This is a genomic window from Waltera intestinalis, assembly GCF_009695995.1.
In the GTDB taxonomy this organism is placed as follows: Bacteria; Bacillota; Clostridia; order Lachnospirales; family Lachnospiraceae; genus Acetatifactor; species Acetatifactor intestinalis.
In genome coordinates this window covers 108,131-124,079 of sequence record NZ_VUMU01000004.1, presented here as the reverse complement: position 1 = coordinate 124,079, position 15,949 = coordinate 108,131, and the positions used below count along the sequence as shown (strand labels likewise).

The window sequence follows — 15,949 nt, the reverse complement described above, 5'->3', positions numbered from 1 at the left end:
TGTCACTTTTATATCGACCGAAGAAAAAAGTGATGTTTTCAGTAGAAAACGGTGTACGGAAAGGTATGTTGGGGTTATGGAACAGAGCAGTGAATACAGAGAACAATTGCTGGAATCATATAAGCAGGCGGTGAGACCGTTACTTCCCTATCTGCCGTGGCTGGAACAGAGCGCCGGCAAAAAAGCCAGTTCGCTGTACAGCGGTCAGGATATCGGAGTCAATTCTGTGTCATTCCCGGTATATGACGGAACGCTTTTGAATTTCGTGCGGGAAGCCGGGAAGAGTCCTCTGATGGATCGCAATTATGCGTATATATATACCAGACATCGGATCCGTACCCATCAGGACGAACGGAATATGATTCAAAAAGCCGGCTGGAAAGAATGGGACATCTTAAGAGGCATTCTGTCGAAGTATGTTTTAGGCGGCAGGACCAAGGGGAATCTGTGGAGTGAAGCGGTATCGGAGCAGATTTTCTACCTGGTCATCAGACAGATGCAGGAAATTATAGAATTTTGGGATAAATCACCGGCAAACGGTAAGATCTGAGTGGGGAAAGGCAGGACAAGGTTCATGGGAGAAAAATCAGTACAGAAAAAGCGGTACATTGTAGAAAAAGCCAGAGATGTCTTTATGGAGAAGGGCTTTAAAAAAGTAACAATGAAGGATATTGTGGAAGCCTGCGATATCAGCCGCGGAGGTCTTTATCTGTATTTTGAGAGTACAAGTCAGATTTTTATGGAAGTGCTACGCATGGAGAGTGAAGAGGCGGATGATGTGTTTTCCGACAGCATTACGGAGGATGCTACCGCAGCAGATATTCTTCTTCTGTTTTTAAAGGAGCAGAAAAAGGAGCTTCTCCGCAAAAAAAATACGCTGACACAGGCAACCTATGAATTTTATTTTGAAAACGATCTGCCCAAGCGGGATAACATTCTGAAGAAGCAGTTTGATTCCGCAGTGAAGATCATAGAGAAATTGATCGAAGCCGGAGTGGACAACGGTGAATTTTTGTGTGAGGACTGTGAAGGAACCGCGAGAAATATCATGTTTGTCCTGGAAGGACTGAAGATCTCGGCGCAGACCATCGGTGTGACAGCGGAGGCAGTGGATCGTGAGATCCTGTATCTGTTACGTGGATTAGGTGTGGAAGAATAAGCAGACAACGTTTGATGATGCTTCAGGGAAGATTTCCTGGAGCATTTTCACTGTAAAGGAAGGTAAGCAGAGAGGTGAGCTATGATAGAATCGATCATCAGTATGGAACTTCCGGCAGGAGGGCATTTGGCAATCCGCAGGAACCGGATCTGTCCGGAGCAGGAGACGAAACAGTGCCGCCGGATCAGCCTGGTCTCCGGTATCCACGGAGATGAACTGGAAGGGCAGTATATCTGTTATGAGACGGCGAGAAGAGTAAAGGAGCATCCGGAATATCTGAAGGGGATCGTGGACATCTATCCGGCATTGAATCCGTTAGGGATCGATATGGCGAGCCGCACGGTGCTGAGACTGGAGATGGACATGAACCGCATGTTCCCGGGAGATGCTTCGGGGGACATGATGGAGCGGATCACTGCAGCAGTGGTGGATTCCATTATTGGATCGGATATCTGCATGGATCTGCATGCCAGTGATATTTTCGTGCGTGAGATCCCACAGGTACGACTCAGCGAGGATTTCGCCGAGGCCCTGCTTCCCTATGCGAAAATGACCAACGCCGATATGATCTGGATGAATGCTACCGCCACGGTGCACGAATCCACCCTGGCGCATTCCCTGAATCTGCTGGGTGTTCCCACACTGGTACTGGAAATGGGGCAGGGGCATGATATCCACAGATCCTTCGGCAATCAGATCGTGGACGGAATTTTTCACATCATGAGTGAAATGGGCATCTGGGAGGGACCGGAACCTGTAGTACAGGAGCCTGCGGTATCCAGTGACGGCGAAGTGGAATTTATCCGCAGCGCGGTGGACGGTGTGTTCCTGCCGTTGATCGAGCACAACCATTATGTGAAAAAGGGAGATCTGATCGGGGAGGTAGTGGACCCGTTTGAGGGCACGGTAAAACAGCAGATCCGTACCGAACGAGGAGGACTTCTGTTTACACTGCGGGCATATCCGGTGGTCTATGAAGGAGACCTGCTGGCGAGAATCCTGACGGAGTGAGAAAATTATGTTTGAAAGAGATATTTATACCATACATTCGACTTACAGAGAAGATATGCATATAAAGGGCTTCCAGTTCGGCAAGGGGGAAAAGTCGGCATGCATCGTGGGAGCAGCCAGAGGTAATGAGATCCAGCAGATGTATATCTGCTCCCAGCTGGTGAAGACACTGCGGGAGTTGGAGAATAACGGCTGCATCAGTGCCGGGAAACAGATTCTGGTGATCCCAACCATTAATGCCTATTCCGTGAACATCAGCAGACGTTTTTTCGGCGTTAAGGAAGTGGACATTAACCGGAGTTTTCCGGGCAATGATTATGGGGAACCGGCTGACCGGCTGACCAATGCACTGCTTACGGAGATCAAAGATTACGTATACGGCATCCAGTTTACGTCCTTCTACCGGCCGGGAGAGTTTGTACCGCATGTGCGTATGATGGAGACGGGATACCAGAATACTTCTCTGGCAAATCTGTTCGGACTGCCCTATGTGGTGGTGAGAAAACCGGTGCCCATTGATACCAAGACCCTGAATTATAACTGGCAGGATGAGATGACGGCAGCTTTTTCCGTTTATACGAACCAGAACAGCCAGATCAATGAGGCAAGCGCAAGGCAGGCTGTGGCAGCGGTCTTACGATTCTTAAAACGGATGGGACTGATCCGGTACGAGAGCCATTCCGGCTATATCAGTCATGTATTATATGAAAAGGACTTAAGCGATGTACATACGAACCGGGCGGGAATTTTCCGGGGAAAGGTACATGCGGGAGATGATGTACGCTACGGCAATGAGATGGCAGAGATCATAGATCCTTATGATGGATCTGTGCGGGAGACCATTCTGGCACCCACCGACGGCATTGTATTTTTTGCCCATACGGAGGCACTGATCAGCGAGAAGGACATTGCCTATCGGCTGATCCACAGACTGCACGAATGACGAACCGCTCAAAAAGGCAGGTAAAATCGATCTAAATTTGTTGTTTTCTGCTATTGTGGGAAAAAAGCTATAATGGTATGATACTATTCAGAGTCATGTTAATTAAAAACTTTATCGGAGGAGAGACATGAGCAACGTAAGACGTATCTATGTAGAGAAAAAGGAGCCTTATGCTGTCAAGGCAAAAGAGCTGCACGACGAACTGAAAAATTATCTGGGCATCGATGTGGCGAAGGTTCGCGAATTTATCCGCTATGATGTGGAGAATATTTCGGATGAGGTATTTGCAAGAGCCTGCAAGACCGTATTTTCCGAGCCTCCCGTAGATGATCTGTATGAGGAGACGATTGAGATCCCTGCGGACGCAAGAGTATTTTCCGTAGAGTTCCTTCCCGGACAGTTCGATCAGAGAGCGGATTCCGCAGTGCAGTGCGTGAAGTTCTTAAAAGAGGACGAAGAACCTGTGATCCGTACCGCTGTGACCTATATGATCGAAGGACAGGTGTCCGACGAAGAATTTTCCAAGATCAAATCTTACTGTATCAACCCTGTGGATTCCAGAGAGACCGACATGGAGAAGCCGGATACTCTGATCACGGTGTATGATGATCCCGCTGATGTTGCCGTGTTCGATGGCTTCAGAGATATGGATGAGAGCAGCTTAAAGGCTCTGTACGAATCTCTGGGACTTGCCATGACATTCAAAGATTTTAAACATATTCAGAATTATTTCCACGATGATGAGAAGAGAGATCCTTCCATGACGGAGATCCGTGTACTGGATACCTATTGGTCCGATCACTGCCGTCATACCACTTTTTCCACCGAACTGACCGACGTGGAATTTGGTGAGGGCTATTATCGTTCTCCCTTAGAGACCACTTACCAGAGCTATCTGGATACCAGAGAAGAAATTTTTAAGGGCAGAGAGGACAAGTTCGTCTGCCTCATGGATCTGGCACTGATGGCAATGCGGAAGCTGAAAAAAGACGGCAAACTTGACGACATGGAAGAATCCGATGAGATCAATGCCTGCTCCGTAGTGGTTCCCGTGGAGATGGATTACGGTGACCACAGAGAGACCGAAGAGTGGCTGGTATTTTTCAAGAACGAGACCCACAACCATCCTACTGAGATCGAGCCTTTCGGTGGCGCTGCCACCTGCTTGGGCGGTGCTATCCGTGATCCTCTGTCCGGTCGTGGCTATGTATATCAGGCGATGCGTGTCACCGGTGCGGCAGATCCTACCGTTCCCGTATCCGAGACACTGCACGGCAAGCTGTCCCAGAAGAAGCTGGTAAGAGGCGCAGCAAGCGGTTATTCCTCTTATGGCAACCAGATCGGTCTGGCTACCGGATTTGTAAAAGAGATCTATCATCCCTCTTACGTGGCAAAGCGTATGGAGATCGGTGCTGTTATGGGCGCTGCTCCCCGCAAAAATGTCATCCGTGAGACCTCCGATCCCGGTGATATCATCATCCTCCTTGGCGGACGTACCGGACGTGACGGCTGCGGCGGTGCTACCGGATCCTCCAAGGTACATACCGATACTTCTATCGAGACCTGTGGTGCCGAAGTACAAAAAGGTAATGCACCTACCGAGCGTAAGATCCAGAGACTGTTCCGCCGTGAGGAAGTCAGCCGTCTGATTAAGAAATGTAACGATTTCGGTGCCGGCGGTGTCTCCGTTGCCATCGGTGAGCTGGCAGACGGTCTGACCGTAGATCTGGACAAGGTGCCCAAAAAGTACGCCGGACTGGACGGCACGGAACTTGCCATCTCTGAGTCCCAGGAGCGTATGGCAGTGGTTGTAGATCCTAAGGATGTGGATACCTTCTTAGGCTATGCCAAGGAAGAAAACTTAGAGGCTGTTCCCGTGGCAGTGGTTACCGAGGAGCCGAGACTGGTACTGAACTGGAGAGGAAAGCCTATCGTAGACCTGAAGAGAGCTTTCTTAGATACCAACGGTGCGCACCAGGAGACCAAAGTAAAAGTAGATATTCCTTCTGAAGAAGAGAATTATTTCGATAAATGGGCTGTTCCCGCAGTAGGCGAGAAGCTGGAAGAGGGCGACGTGAAGGGTGCCTGGGTGGCACTGTTAAACGACCTCAATGTATGTTCCCAGAAGGGTCTGGTGGAGATGTTTGACTCCTCCATCGGTGCCGGCAGCGTACTGATGCCTTACGGCGGAAAATATCAGCTGACCGAGACCCAGACCATGGTAGCCAAGCTGCCCGTACTGGAAGGCAAGACCGATACCGTGACCATGATGAGCTACGGCTTCGATCCTTACTTGTCCTCCTGGAGCCCTTATCATGGAGCTGTCTATGCAGTGACAGAGTCCATGGCGAAGATCGTGGCTTCCGGTGGTGATTGCAGTAAGATCCGTTTCACTTTCCAGGAGTACTTCCGCAGAATGACCGGTGATCCCGAGCGTTGGAGCCAGCCTTTCGCAGCGCTCTTAGGTGCTTACGATGCACAGATCGGTTTTGGCCTGCCCTCCATCGGCGGTAAGGACAGTATGTCCGGTACCTTCAATGACATTGATGTACCGCCCACACTGGTATCTTTTGCAGTGGATGTGGCAAAATCCGGTGATATCGTTACTCCGGAACTGAAGACACCCGGCAACAAGCTGGTGCGCTTCTCCATTGACAAAGACGATTTCGACATTCCCATGTATGAGAATGTGGCAGAATTATATGGCAAGATTCACGATCTGACCGGGAACGGCACCATCGTATCCGCATATGCTTTGGATTCCAAGGGTGTGGCAGCAGCTGTATCCAAGATGGCATTCGGCAACAAGCTGGGTGTGAAGATCGATGATGAGGTCACCACAGACGACTTGTTCGACAACGGACTGGGCGATATCCTGGCAGAGATTCCTGCAGACAAACTACCTGCACTGGATGAGAAGGAACTGGATTACACTGTCATCGGTACCGTGACCGAGGAACCTGCATTCGTATACGGTGATGCGAAGATCACCATGGATGAGGCACTTGCTTCCTGGACCTCCAAGTTAGAGAAGGTATTCCCTACCAAGGCAGTGAAGGGTACCGAGGCAGTGGCAAGTGATGTCTACAAGGCAGACAGTATTTATGTATGTAAACACAAGGTTGCAAAGCCTACCGTATTCATTCCGGTATTCCCCGGAACCAACTGTGAGTACGACAGCACCAAGGCATTTGAGCGTGCCGGAGCCCATGTGGAGACAAGAGTATTCCGCAATCTGACCGCAGAGGATATCCGTGAATCCGTAGAGGAATTCGAGAAGTCCATCGCACAGGCGCAGATCATCATGTTCCCCGGCGGCTTCTCCGCAGGTGATGAGCCTGACGGAAGTGCGAAGTTCTTCGCAACCGCATTCCAGAATGCGAAGCTGAAGGAAGCTGTCATGAAGCTGTTAAATGAGAGAGACGGTCTGGCACTGGGAATCTGTAACGGATTCCAGGCACTGATCAAGCTGGGACTGGTTCCTTACGGCGAGATCACCGGTCAGAAGGAGGATTCTCCTACCCTGACCTTCAACACCATCAACCGTCACATCTCCAAGATGGTATACACCAAGGTTGTATCCAACAAGTCTCCCTGGTTACAGGGCGCTACGCTGGGTGCTACCTACTGTAACCCCGCATCCCATGGTGAGGGTCGTTTCGTAGCACCGAAGGAATGGATCGACAAACTCTTCGCAAACGGACAGGTTGCTACCCAGTACGCTGACCAGAACGGCAATGTATCCATGGATGAGGAGTACAACATCAACGGATCTTACTGTGCAATCGAGGGTATCACCTCTCCCGACGGCAGATGCTTCGGTAAGATGGCACATTCCGAGAGAAGAGATGCTGCGGTAGCCATGAATATCTATGGTGAGCAGGATATGAAGATCTTCGAGTCCGGCGTGCAGTATTTTAAATAAATTGAGAGTTAGTTGAATACATTGGCAAAATCCACGAACTCCCGGAGCATGCGATACACATGTCTTGATGTAAGGTCTCCGGATGTGAATTTTCTACGAAAAGTGATGAGTAGTTCTCGTCATGACGGGGACGCCTACAGTCGACATCCATGTCGACAATCGGCTGACGCGGACATCGTGTCCGCTTTCCCCCTGTCTTTCAGCACTTTTCTAGAAAATATCAACATCCTCCGACAAACATCTTCGACATGGCACCGCATGCTCCGGGAGTTCTGCGTTTTGAAAAGCTTTCAAAAACCAGTAGCTCTGGCTGGGTATAAGAATAAGCAGTGCCGTAAGCAGACGTCGGTACTTAGCGGTCGTATTGTGACCGCTTATGTACCGCTACGCTCTGCGACAGAGCGCGAGCGTGCCGCGTTTCTTATACCCTGCCAAGGGCTACGGGATTATTTCATTAACTCTCAATTTACAACATCTCTGTGCTGATAGTACCACTTGTAAAGTCCTGTCGGAATCGGTATAATATAGGTAATTGGGAGGTAAAAATATGCTGCTTACATTAGTACCGCTTTTTGATGAAAATATGGCCGTATGTGCCTATTCCTTTTTTACCCAGAGAGAAAATTACCTGTTGAATCCGTTGCTGCTTGGGACAGCACAATTTGATGGGGCATCACAGATCACCGGATTGGAATTGATCCAAAAGATGGGAATCGATACATTGTCTCAGGGAAAAGAGATTTTTGTACCGATCACCAATATTTCTATTTTTGCGGATATTACGGAGCAGTGCGATGCACCTCATGAAAAAATCGTACTTTTGATCGATAATACCATTCCGCCGATTGAAATGTATGTCAATCGTCTGAAGGAATTGAAACAGCAAGGCTATAAACTTGCCATTCGTAAGCTTGCGGTCAGTGATTTTGAAAATTACAGAGAAGTCCTGAAGCTGATGGATTATGTCCTTCTGAATAACCGTAAAATAGCCATTGATAAAGCCAAGATTTATTTCGGGAAGTTATTCCCGAATATCAGTCTGTGTGCCGGTAATATTGATACCATGGAGGACTTCGAGAGACTGAAGGAGACCGGCGGATATCGTTTCTATGAGGGTAAGTTCTATCGTGTTCCCATTACGAAGGGACAGACAGATGTGGCACCCTTGAAGGGTAACTATATTGACCTGCTGAATATTGTGAACAACCCGGATTTTGAACTCACAACAGCGGCGGATATCATCAGCCGTGATACCGCACTCACGATCGATCTGCTGAAAATGGTTCAGCCACTGGCTGTAAATTCGGAGATTACGTCTATCCGTCATGCGGCTGCCATGCTGGGACAGCGGGAACTGAAAAAGTGGATCAACACGGCAGTAGCCAATGCTTTGTATGCGGATAAGCCGAATGAGGTCACCAGATTATCTCTGCTTCGTGCGAAATTTGCCGAGAATCTGGCGGAAGCGTTTGGTCTGAAGGCGCAGAAAGATGAATTGTTCCTGATGGGATTGTTCTCCGTGCTGGATGTGATCCTCGAGAAACCCATGGCAGAGGCTTTGAAGGTGGTCCATGTGGCTGGCGAGATCAGCAATGCACTGATCTACCGCATCGGCGCACTGGCACCGGTGTACGATTTTATGCTGCAGTATGAGACAGCCAACTGGGCGGAGGTATCCCGCCTGATGCTATTAAAGAATATTGATATGAATACAGTATATGAAGCCTATACATCGGCGTTGAAGTGGTATCGCACCGTACGTTGATTGTATTAAAAAATGTACTTGTGTTTTGTATACATTTATGTTATTTTCTTGAATGACTTGTAATTATATCCTCCGGCAGTTCAAAGGACGCCAGATGGAGGAATAGTAGCAAAGGCGCAAAAAGCGCGGAAAGGAAATTTCATATGAAAAAAAACAAGACACTTGAGATGGTACAATTGGCCGTACTCATCGCGATCATGCTGATTCTGGCATTTACCCCGCTTGGGTATCTGCGCATCGGACCGTTAGCAATCTCCCTGATGACCATTCCCGTAGTCATCGGTGCAATGCTCTTAGGACCCACAGGCGGAGCTGTTCTGGGACTGGTATTTGGACTTACCAGCTTTTACCAGTGCTTTGCAGGAGATCCTTTTGGAGCAGCTTTGGTAGCAATGAATCCGTTTTTCACTTTCCTGGTATGCATCCCTACCAGAACTCTGATGGGATGGCTGTCCGGCGTGATCTTCAAGGCACTGTGGAAGATTGACAAGACGAAGACCGTAACTTACTTCGTGACCGGTCTGCTGGGAGCATTTATGAACACCCTGTTCTTCATGTCTACTCTGATGATCTGCTTCGGTCATACCGAGTATCTGCAGAGCATGAATGCAACCGGAGCGAATCTGTTTATGTTCGCCGTAGCATTCTGTGGTATCAACGGAGCACTGGAGATGCCTATGAGCTGTGTAGTAGGTGGTGGCGTTGCGAAGGCAGTCAGCGTAGCGCTGAAGAAGAATGCAACAACAGAAGAGAAATAATCAGATTTTCCGAAACGAAAAATATATAAAATATACAAACAGACCCCCGGAGTATGACAGATGGTCATGCCGGGGGTTTTCCATGTGGAAATTTTGAATACGGAATTCATGTGCCGAAATGCATATATAGGCAGAAAGGATGGTCATTACAGCGACCTCCACATTGTCTGTAGGGTATCTGCCGTGACAGCAACATTCCCCTGGATCATGGGAGCGGATCCGCCACCTTTTGCAGAAAGTTCCCGGCGCATGCGGTCTGCCAGTTCCTGACAGTTACAGGAAGCACTGCCTACAATAAATCGATAACCGTTTGTATCGTCTCCGGCAAAGATACCACAGTAACCGGAATATTTTCCGGTCAGGGTATTCACAGCGTTACGTAGGGCAATGGCATCCAGTTCACCGACGAAGAGAAGCACGTGGTGTACTTTTTCCGGGGAGGGAAGTGCGCCCATCTGTACGTTCAGTAGCTCTGCCTGCAGGGCATTGGCGCGCTCTTTTTGCAGCCTTGCATCCTCTTTGGCGCGGGCAACAGCACCTGCTACTTCCGGCTGTTTCGCTGAGAGCAGAGAAGAAATTGCCCAGACAGAATCCTGTTTTTCAGTATAATCTGCCAGAGCACGGTCTCCGCAGAGAATATTGATGCGGACACCGCCTCTGTGGCTCTGCACATTTACAACTTTGATGAGACCGATCTGTCCGGTGGTATCTACATGCGGAGCACAGCAGGCACACAGATCCACGCCGGGGATCTCGACGATACGTACATTTTCTGTGAGAGCCAGCTTGCTGCGGTAGTTTAAGCTTAACAGTTCTTCGGAGGAGGGCCAGCTGATGTTGACCGGAAGATTTTTCCAGACATAAGCGTTGGCTTCTTGTTCGATGAGACGCAGCTGCTCCAGAGAGACTTCTCCGTTCATATCCAGTGTCACTTCTCTGTCGCTTAAATGGAAGCCTACGTTTTCCAGTCCGAAATGGGAGTGCAGTAAGCCGGAGATTATATGCTCGCCGGAGTGCTGCTGCATGAAATCAAACCGGCGGTTCCAGTCCACATGACCGGTGACCCGGGTGCCAGCGGGAAGTTCACAGGCTGCTTTATGATATAGGATGCCCTGTTTGATGCTGACATCCAGTACTTCCTGACCGTTTAAGGTGCCTTTGTCGGCGGACTGACCGCCCTCTTCCGGGAAAAAAGCGGAAGCGTCCAGAACGATCCTGTAATATCCCTCTTCCTTGTCGGGAACACATTCCATTACCACAGCGGTGAAATCCGTCTGATGTACATCTTCATAATAGAGTTTGCGGGTTCCCAGGGAGTTCATTTGAGCATTTTCGATACGATCCATAGATGCCTGTCCAATCTGCTGTAGGAAAACAGCGTTTTGTGATAATTGAAAAATAGAAAATACATATCTATTCTATATCAGACCCGGTGGAAAAAGCAATGGAAATTGTAAGCTTTTACATAGCTTTGTCAGATTCTCCAAGGAGTATCGGGATTGCGGAGAGGTTTTTTGTGGGTTTTTATGCAGACAGGGTCTATTGCGACGCATTTTTTTTTATGATATAATGAATCGATTATGCAGATACCAGATTTAAACGGCAGAGGCCGACCGCGCTTGCACGGGGAGGCAGGTGCCGATTTAAATCGCCAAAACATGAGGATGCAGCGATTTGCGGAAGCAAATCCGCGGAATCCGAATGTTTTCAGAATTGCGAGAGCTGCGAAGCAGCGGAGCAATTCGTAGGTATCGTAGACATTGCAGATACTCAGCGGAGCAATTCGCAGGTATTGTAGGAGACTGAGAGAAATACAAACGTCGCAAAAAGCGGCAGAATGTGAGGAAAGAATGAAGGCATTTTTGATTTTGGAAGATGGAACGGTGTTCGATGGAACGCACATCGGTGCAGACAAAGAGATCATCAGTGAAATCGTATTTAACACATCCATGGCCGGATATCTGGAGGTCCTGACGGATCCGTCCTATGCAGGACAGGCTGTATGCATGACTTACCCCCTGATCGGTAACTATGGCATATGCAGGGATGACTGCGAGTCGGAGAGACCCTGGCCGGATGGATTCATCGTCAGAGAGCTTTCACGTATTCCCAGCAACTTCCGCTGTGACTGCACAATACAGGAATACTTAGAGGAGAACGGCGTGCCCGGTATCGCCGGTATCGATACCCGTGCGCTGACCAAGATCCTGCGTGAGAAGGGTACCATGAACGGCATGATCACCACCAACGAAGCCTATGACCTGAACGAAGTACTTCCGAAGCTGAAGGAGTATACTACAGGCAAGGTCGTGGAAAAGGTGACCTGCAGGGAAAAATATGTGGTAGCGCCCACCACGGAGCTGGCACAGAACGGACCTCTCTCCGGTGCAGCGCGTTTTGATAAAGAAGCTTATGAAAAAGGTGTCAGAGAGCCTAAGCCGGCACTGGTAACGGAGCTGTCCGGACAGGGACTGAAGGTAGCTCTGTTAGACCTGGGAGCTAAGAGAAATATCGCCAGATCCCTGGCAGAGAGAGGCTGTGAGGTGACCGTATACCCCGCAGGAACTCCCGCACAGGAGATCATTGATGATAATCCCGACGGTATCATGTTAAGTAACGGACCGGGAGACCCCAAGGAGTGTACCGGTGTGATCGCCGAGATCAAAAAGTTATACGATACCGAGATCCCTATTTTCGCAATCTGTCTGGGACATCAGCTGATGGCTCTGGCTACCGGCGCAGATACCCATAAAATGAAATACGGACACAGAGGAGGCAACCATCCGGTAAAGGATCTGATGACCGGAAGAGTATATATTTCCTCTCAGAACCACGGCTATGTGGTAGATACCGATAAACTGGATCCGTCCGTAGCGGTTCCCGCATTCATCAATGTCAACGACGGTACCAACGAGGGCCTGTCCTACACCGGCAAGAATATTTTCACCGTACAGTTCCATCCGGAAGCATGTCCGGGACCCCAGGACTCCGGTTACCTGTTTGACCGGTTCATTCATATGATGAGAGGAGAGAACTAAGATGCCCAAGAATCCTAATGTAAAACGAGTAATGGTAATCGGCTCCGGTCCTATTGTCATCGGACAGGCAGCGGAATTCGACTATGCAGGTACCCAGGCCTGCCGTTCCCTGAAGGAAGAGGGAGTAGAGGTAATCCTGGTGAACTCCAATCCTGCGACCATCATGACCGATAAAGATATCGCAGATAAGGTATATATTGAGCCCCTGAACGTAAAGGTTCTGGAGCAGATCATTGAAAAGGAAAAGCCCGACAGCATTCTCCCCACCCTGGGAGGACAGGCTGGTCTGAACCTCGGCATGGAGCTGGAGGAATCCGGTTTCCTGGCAGCTCACAATGTAAAGCTGTTAGGTACTACCGCAGCTACCATTCGTAATGCGGAAGGCCGTCAGGAGTTCAAGGATCTGATGGAGCGTATCGGCGAGCCCTGTGCAGCATCCAAGGTCGTTGAGAACGTGGAAGACGGTGTGGAATTCACCAACACCATCGGCTATCCTGTTGTACTGCGTCCTGCTTATACCCTGGGCGGTTCCGGCGGCGGTATCGCACACAATCAGGTAGAACTGGAAGAGATACTGGAGAACGGTTTACGTCTGTCCCGTGTAGGACAGGTACTGGTAGAGCGTTGTATCGCGGGCTGGAAAGAGATCGAGTACGAAGTAATGCGTGACAGCGCAGGCAACTGCATCACTGTATGTAACATGGAGAACATCGATCCCGTCGGTGTGCATACCGGAGACAGTATCGTAGTAGCGCCTTCCCAGACCCTGAGCGACAAGGAGTACCAGATGTTACGTACTTCCGCTCTGAAGATCATCAACGAACTGCAGATCACCGGTGGATGTAACGTACAGTTTGCACTGCATCCCACCAGCTTTGAATATTGTGTTATCGAGGTGAATCCCCGTGTCAGCCGTTCTTCTGCACTGGCAAGTAAGGCGACCGGTTACCCCATTGCAAAGGTAGCAGCGAAGATCGCACTGGGCTTTACTCTGGATGAGATCAAAAATGCCATTACCCACAAGACCTATGCCAGCTTCGAGCCGACACTGGATTACTGTGTAGTAAAGATCCCCAGACTGCCTTTCGATAAATTTATCACTGCAAAGCGTACTCTGACCACACAGATGAAGGCAACCGGTGAGGTTATGAGTATATGCAATAACTTCGAGGGAGCACTGATGAAGGCCATCCGTTCCCTGGAGCAGCATGTGGACTGCCTGCGCAGCTATGATTTCAGCACTTTGTCTGTGGAGGAACTGTTAGAGCGTCTGAAGATCGTGGATGACCAGAGAATCTATGTGATCGCTGAAGCAATCCGTAAGGGTATCAGTTATGAACAGATCCACGACATTACAAAGATCGACCTGTGGTTCATTGACAAGATCGCCATTCTGACCGAGATGGAGCATGCACTGGAGACACAGCCCCTGACAGTGGATCTGCTGAAGGAAGCCAAGAGAATCGAGTTCCCGGATAACGTCATCGCAAGACTGACCGGCAAGACCGAGGAAGAGATCAAGAAGATGCGTTATGACAACGGCATTAAGGCTGTTTACAAGATGGTAGACACCTGTGCCGCAGAGTTCGCAGCTTCCACTCCTTATTATTACTCCGTATTTGGCGGCGAGTGCGAAGCCAAGGAGACCACCGGGCGCAAGAAAGTCCTGGTACTGGGTTCCGGTCCTATCCGTATCGGACAGGGTATCGAGTTCGACTATTGTTCCGTACATGCTACCTGGGCATTTTCCAAGGCAGGCTATGAGACCATTATCATCAACAACAACCCGGAGACCGTAAGTACCGACTTCGATATTGCGGACAAGCTGTATTTCGAGCCCTTGACTCCGGAAGATGTGGAATCTATCGTAAATATCGAGCATCCTGATGGTGCTGTGGTACAGTTCGGCGGACAGACCGCTATCAAGCTGACCGAGAGCCTGATGAAGATGGGCGTGCCCATCCTGGGCACCAAGGCGGAGGATGTAGATGCCGCTGAGGACAGAGAGCTGTTCGACAAGATTCTGGAAGAGACCGAGATCCCCCGTGCAGCCGGCGGTACCGTATACACCGCAGAGGAAGCTAAGGCGGTTGCCAACAGACTGGGCTATCCCGTACTGGTACGTCCTTCCTATGTATTGGGCGGACAGGGCATGCAGATCGCTATCTCCGATGAAGAGATCGAAGAGTTCATGGAGATCATCAATCGTATCGCACAGGATCACCCGATCCTGGTAGATAAGTATTTACAGGGTAAGGAGATCGAGGTCGATGCTGTATGCGACGGTACCGATATCCTGATCCCCGGTATCATGGAGCATATCGAGAGAACCGGTATCCACTCCGGAGATAGTATCTCCGTATATCCGGCTCCGACCATTGATAAAGTAGTAAAAGAGAAGATCGCAGAGTACACCAGAAGACTGGCAAAGGCACTGCATGTCAAGGGACTGATCAATATCCAGTTCATTGCCATCGGTGACGAAGTATATGTCATTGAGGTTAACCCCCGCTCTTCCCGTACCGTACCTTATATCAGTAAGGTAACCGGTATTCCTATCGTGGATCTGGCTACCGAAGTGATCATCGGCAAGACCATCCGTGAGCTTGGCTACGAGCCCGGCTTACAGCCTGAGGCAGAGTATTTTGCCATCAAGATGCCTGTGTTCTCCTTCGAGAAGATCCGCGGTGCCGAGATCAGCTTAGGACCGGAGATGAAGTCCACCGGTGAGTGCCTGGGTATTGCCAAGAGCTTCAACGAGGCACTGTACAAGGCATTCCTGGGGGCAGGTGTGGAACTGCCCAAGTATAAGAACATGATCATTACCGTAAAGGATGCGGATAAGGGAGAAGCAATCGAGATCGGAAGACGCTTCGAGAAGCTGGGATACACCATCTACGCTACCAGAAGTACCGCAGCAGCTCTGAATGAGGCAGGTGTGAAGGCGAGAAAGGTCAACAAGATCTCTCAGGAATCCCCGACCGTTATGGACCTGATCCTGGGACACAAGATCGACCTTGTCATCGATACCCCTACTCAGGGCCGCGACAAGACCAGAGACGGCTTCCTGATCCGTCGTACCGCTATCGAGACCGGTATCTACTGCATCACCGCAATGGACACCGCCAATGCTCTCGTGACCAGCATGGAGCATATGAACGATTGCAAGGAACTGACACTGGTGGATATTGCACAGCTGTAAAAATATAAAAAATGGAATTGAGCAGGAGGGAATATTTAATAAATTTTCTCTCCTGCTTGATTTATGTCAAAAAGAGAAGAACGCTGACTGCAAAAGTGCAAATCCGAAAATAAAATCCGTAAGTGCGGCATATAATAGGCGTATGGTA

General features: G+C 49.5%; 10 protein-coding genes. 9 read left to right on the top strand and 1 reads right to left on the bottom strand.

From position 1 onward, the window contains the following. The first annotated feature begins 76 nt into the window (after window positions 1-76). The 7 genes from FYJ59_RS05360 to FYJ59_RS05330 all read left to right on the top strand — a co-directional run bounded on the left by FYJ59_RS05360 (window position 77) and on the right by FYJ59_RS05330 (window position 9,561). A complete protein-coding gene (locus FYJ59_RS05360) occupies window positions 77-550 on the top strand; it encodes a hypothetical protein (RefSeq protein ID WP_118546548.1) in 474 nt (157 codons plus the stop codon). Window positions 551-574: 24 nt separating this feature from the next. Continuing rightward, complete coding sequence (locus FYJ59_RS05355; RefSeq protein WP_022154532.1) at window positions 575-1,159, top strand: TetR/AcrR family transcriptional regulator; 585 nt, start codon at window positions 575-577, stop codon at window positions 1,157-1,159. 81 nt (window positions 1,160-1,240) lie between these two features. Further along, on the top strand, window positions 1,241-2,170 hold the full coding sequence (locus FYJ59_RS05350) for a M14 family metallopeptidase (protein WP_154495760.1): 930 nt from the start codon (window positions 1,241-1,243) through the stop codon (window positions 2,168-2,170). A gap of 7 nt (window positions 2,171-2,177) precedes the next feature. Further along, on the top strand, window positions 2,178-3,113 hold the full coding sequence (locus FYJ59_RS05345; protein ID WP_154495758.1) for a M14 family metallopeptidase: 936 nt from the start codon (window positions 2,178-2,180) through the stop codon (window positions 3,111-3,113). A gap of 127 nt (window positions 3,114-3,240) precedes the next feature. Then, window positions 3,241-7,038, top strand: coding sequence for a phosphoribosylformylglycinamidine synthase (locus tag FYJ59_RS05340; RefSeq protein ID WP_154495756.1), 3,798 nt, complete (start codon window positions 3,241-3,243; stop codon window positions 7,036-7,038). Window positions 7,039-7,585: 547 nt separating this feature from the next. Beyond that, on the top strand, window positions 7,586-8,803 hold the full coding sequence (locus FYJ59_RS05335; RefSeq protein ID WP_154495754.1) for an EAL and HDOD domain-containing protein: 1,218 nt from the start codon (window positions 7,586-7,588) through the stop codon (window positions 8,801-8,803). 143 nt (window positions 8,804-8,946) lie between these two features. After that, a complete protein-coding gene (locus FYJ59_RS05330; RefSeq protein ID WP_235897926.1) occupies window positions 8,947-9,561 on the top strand; it encodes an ECF transporter S component in 615 nt (204 codons plus the stop codon). 146 nt (window positions 9,562-9,707) lie between these two features. Here the strand turns inward: FYJ59_RS05330 and FYJ59_RS05325 are convergent, their stop codons facing one another. Next, the gene (locus tag FYJ59_RS05325) at window positions 9,708-10,907 is read right to left on the bottom strand and encodes an alanyl-tRNA editing protein (protein ID WP_154495752.1); all 1,200 of its coding nucleotides are present in this window, start codon (window positions 10,905-10,907) and stop codon (window positions 9,708-9,710) included. Window positions 10,908-11,411: 504 nt separating this feature from the next. Here FYJ59_RS05325 and FYJ59_RS05320 point away from each other — a divergent pair. Both FYJ59_RS05320 and carB read left to right on the top strand, forming a co-directional pair. After that, the gene (locus FYJ59_RS05320) at window positions 11,412-12,599 is read left to right on the top strand and encodes a carbamoyl phosphate synthase small subunit (RefSeq protein WP_154495750.1); all 1,188 of its coding nucleotides are present in this window, start codon (window positions 11,412-11,414) and stop codon (window positions 12,597-12,599) included. A 1-nt stretch (window position 12,600) separates the two neighbouring features. Further along, window positions 12,601-15,801: a carbamoyl-phosphate synthase large subunit gene (gene carB / locus FYJ59_RS05315; RefSeq protein ID WP_154495748.1), complete on the top strand. Its 3,201-nt coding sequence runs from the start codon at window positions 12,601-12,603 to the stop codon at window positions 15,799-15,801. Window positions 15,802-15,949: the final 148 nt, after the last annotated feature.

Excerpts from the sequence above, each read along its gene's own strand:
- carB (WP_154495748.1), top strand. The coding sequence starts at position 12,601 with ATGCCCAAGAATCCTAATGTAAAACGAGTAATGGTAATCGGCTCCGGT.
- FYJ59_RS05350 (WP_154495760.1), top strand. The coding sequence starts at position 1,241 with ATGATAGAATCGATCATCAGTATGGAACTTCCGGCAGGAGGGCATTTG.
- FYJ59_RS05340 (WP_154495756.1), top strand. The coding sequence starts at position 3,241 with ATGAGCAACGTAAGACGTATCTATGTAGAGAAAAAGGAGCCTTATGCT.
- FYJ59_RS05335 (WP_154495754.1), top strand. The coding sequence starts at position 7,586 with ATGCTGCTTACATTAGTACCGCTTTTTGATGAAAATATGGCCGTATGT.
- FYJ59_RS05320 (WP_154495750.1), top strand. The coding sequence starts at position 11,412 with ATGAAGGCATTTTTGATTTTGGAAGATGGAACGGTGTTCGATGGAACG.
- FYJ59_RS05355 (WP_022154532.1), top strand. The coding sequence starts at position 575 with ATGGGAGAAAAATCAGTACAGAAAAAGCGGTACATTGTAGAAAAAGCC.
- FYJ59_RS05360 (WP_118546548.1), top strand. The coding sequence starts at position 77 with ATGGAACAGAGCAGTGAATACAGAGAACAATTGCTGGAATCATATAAG.
- FYJ59_RS05330 (WP_235897926.1), top strand. The coding sequence starts at position 8,947 with ATGAAAAAAAACAAGACACTTGAGATGGTACAATTGGCCGTACTCATC.
- FYJ59_RS05345 (WP_154495758.1), top strand. The coding sequence starts at position 2,178 with ATGTTTGAAAGAGATATTTATACCATACATTCGACTTACAGAGAAGAT.
- FYJ59_RS05325 (WP_154495752.1), bottom strand. The coding sequence starts at position 10,907 with ATGGATCGTATCGAAAATGCTCAAATGAACTCCCTGGGAACCCGCAAA.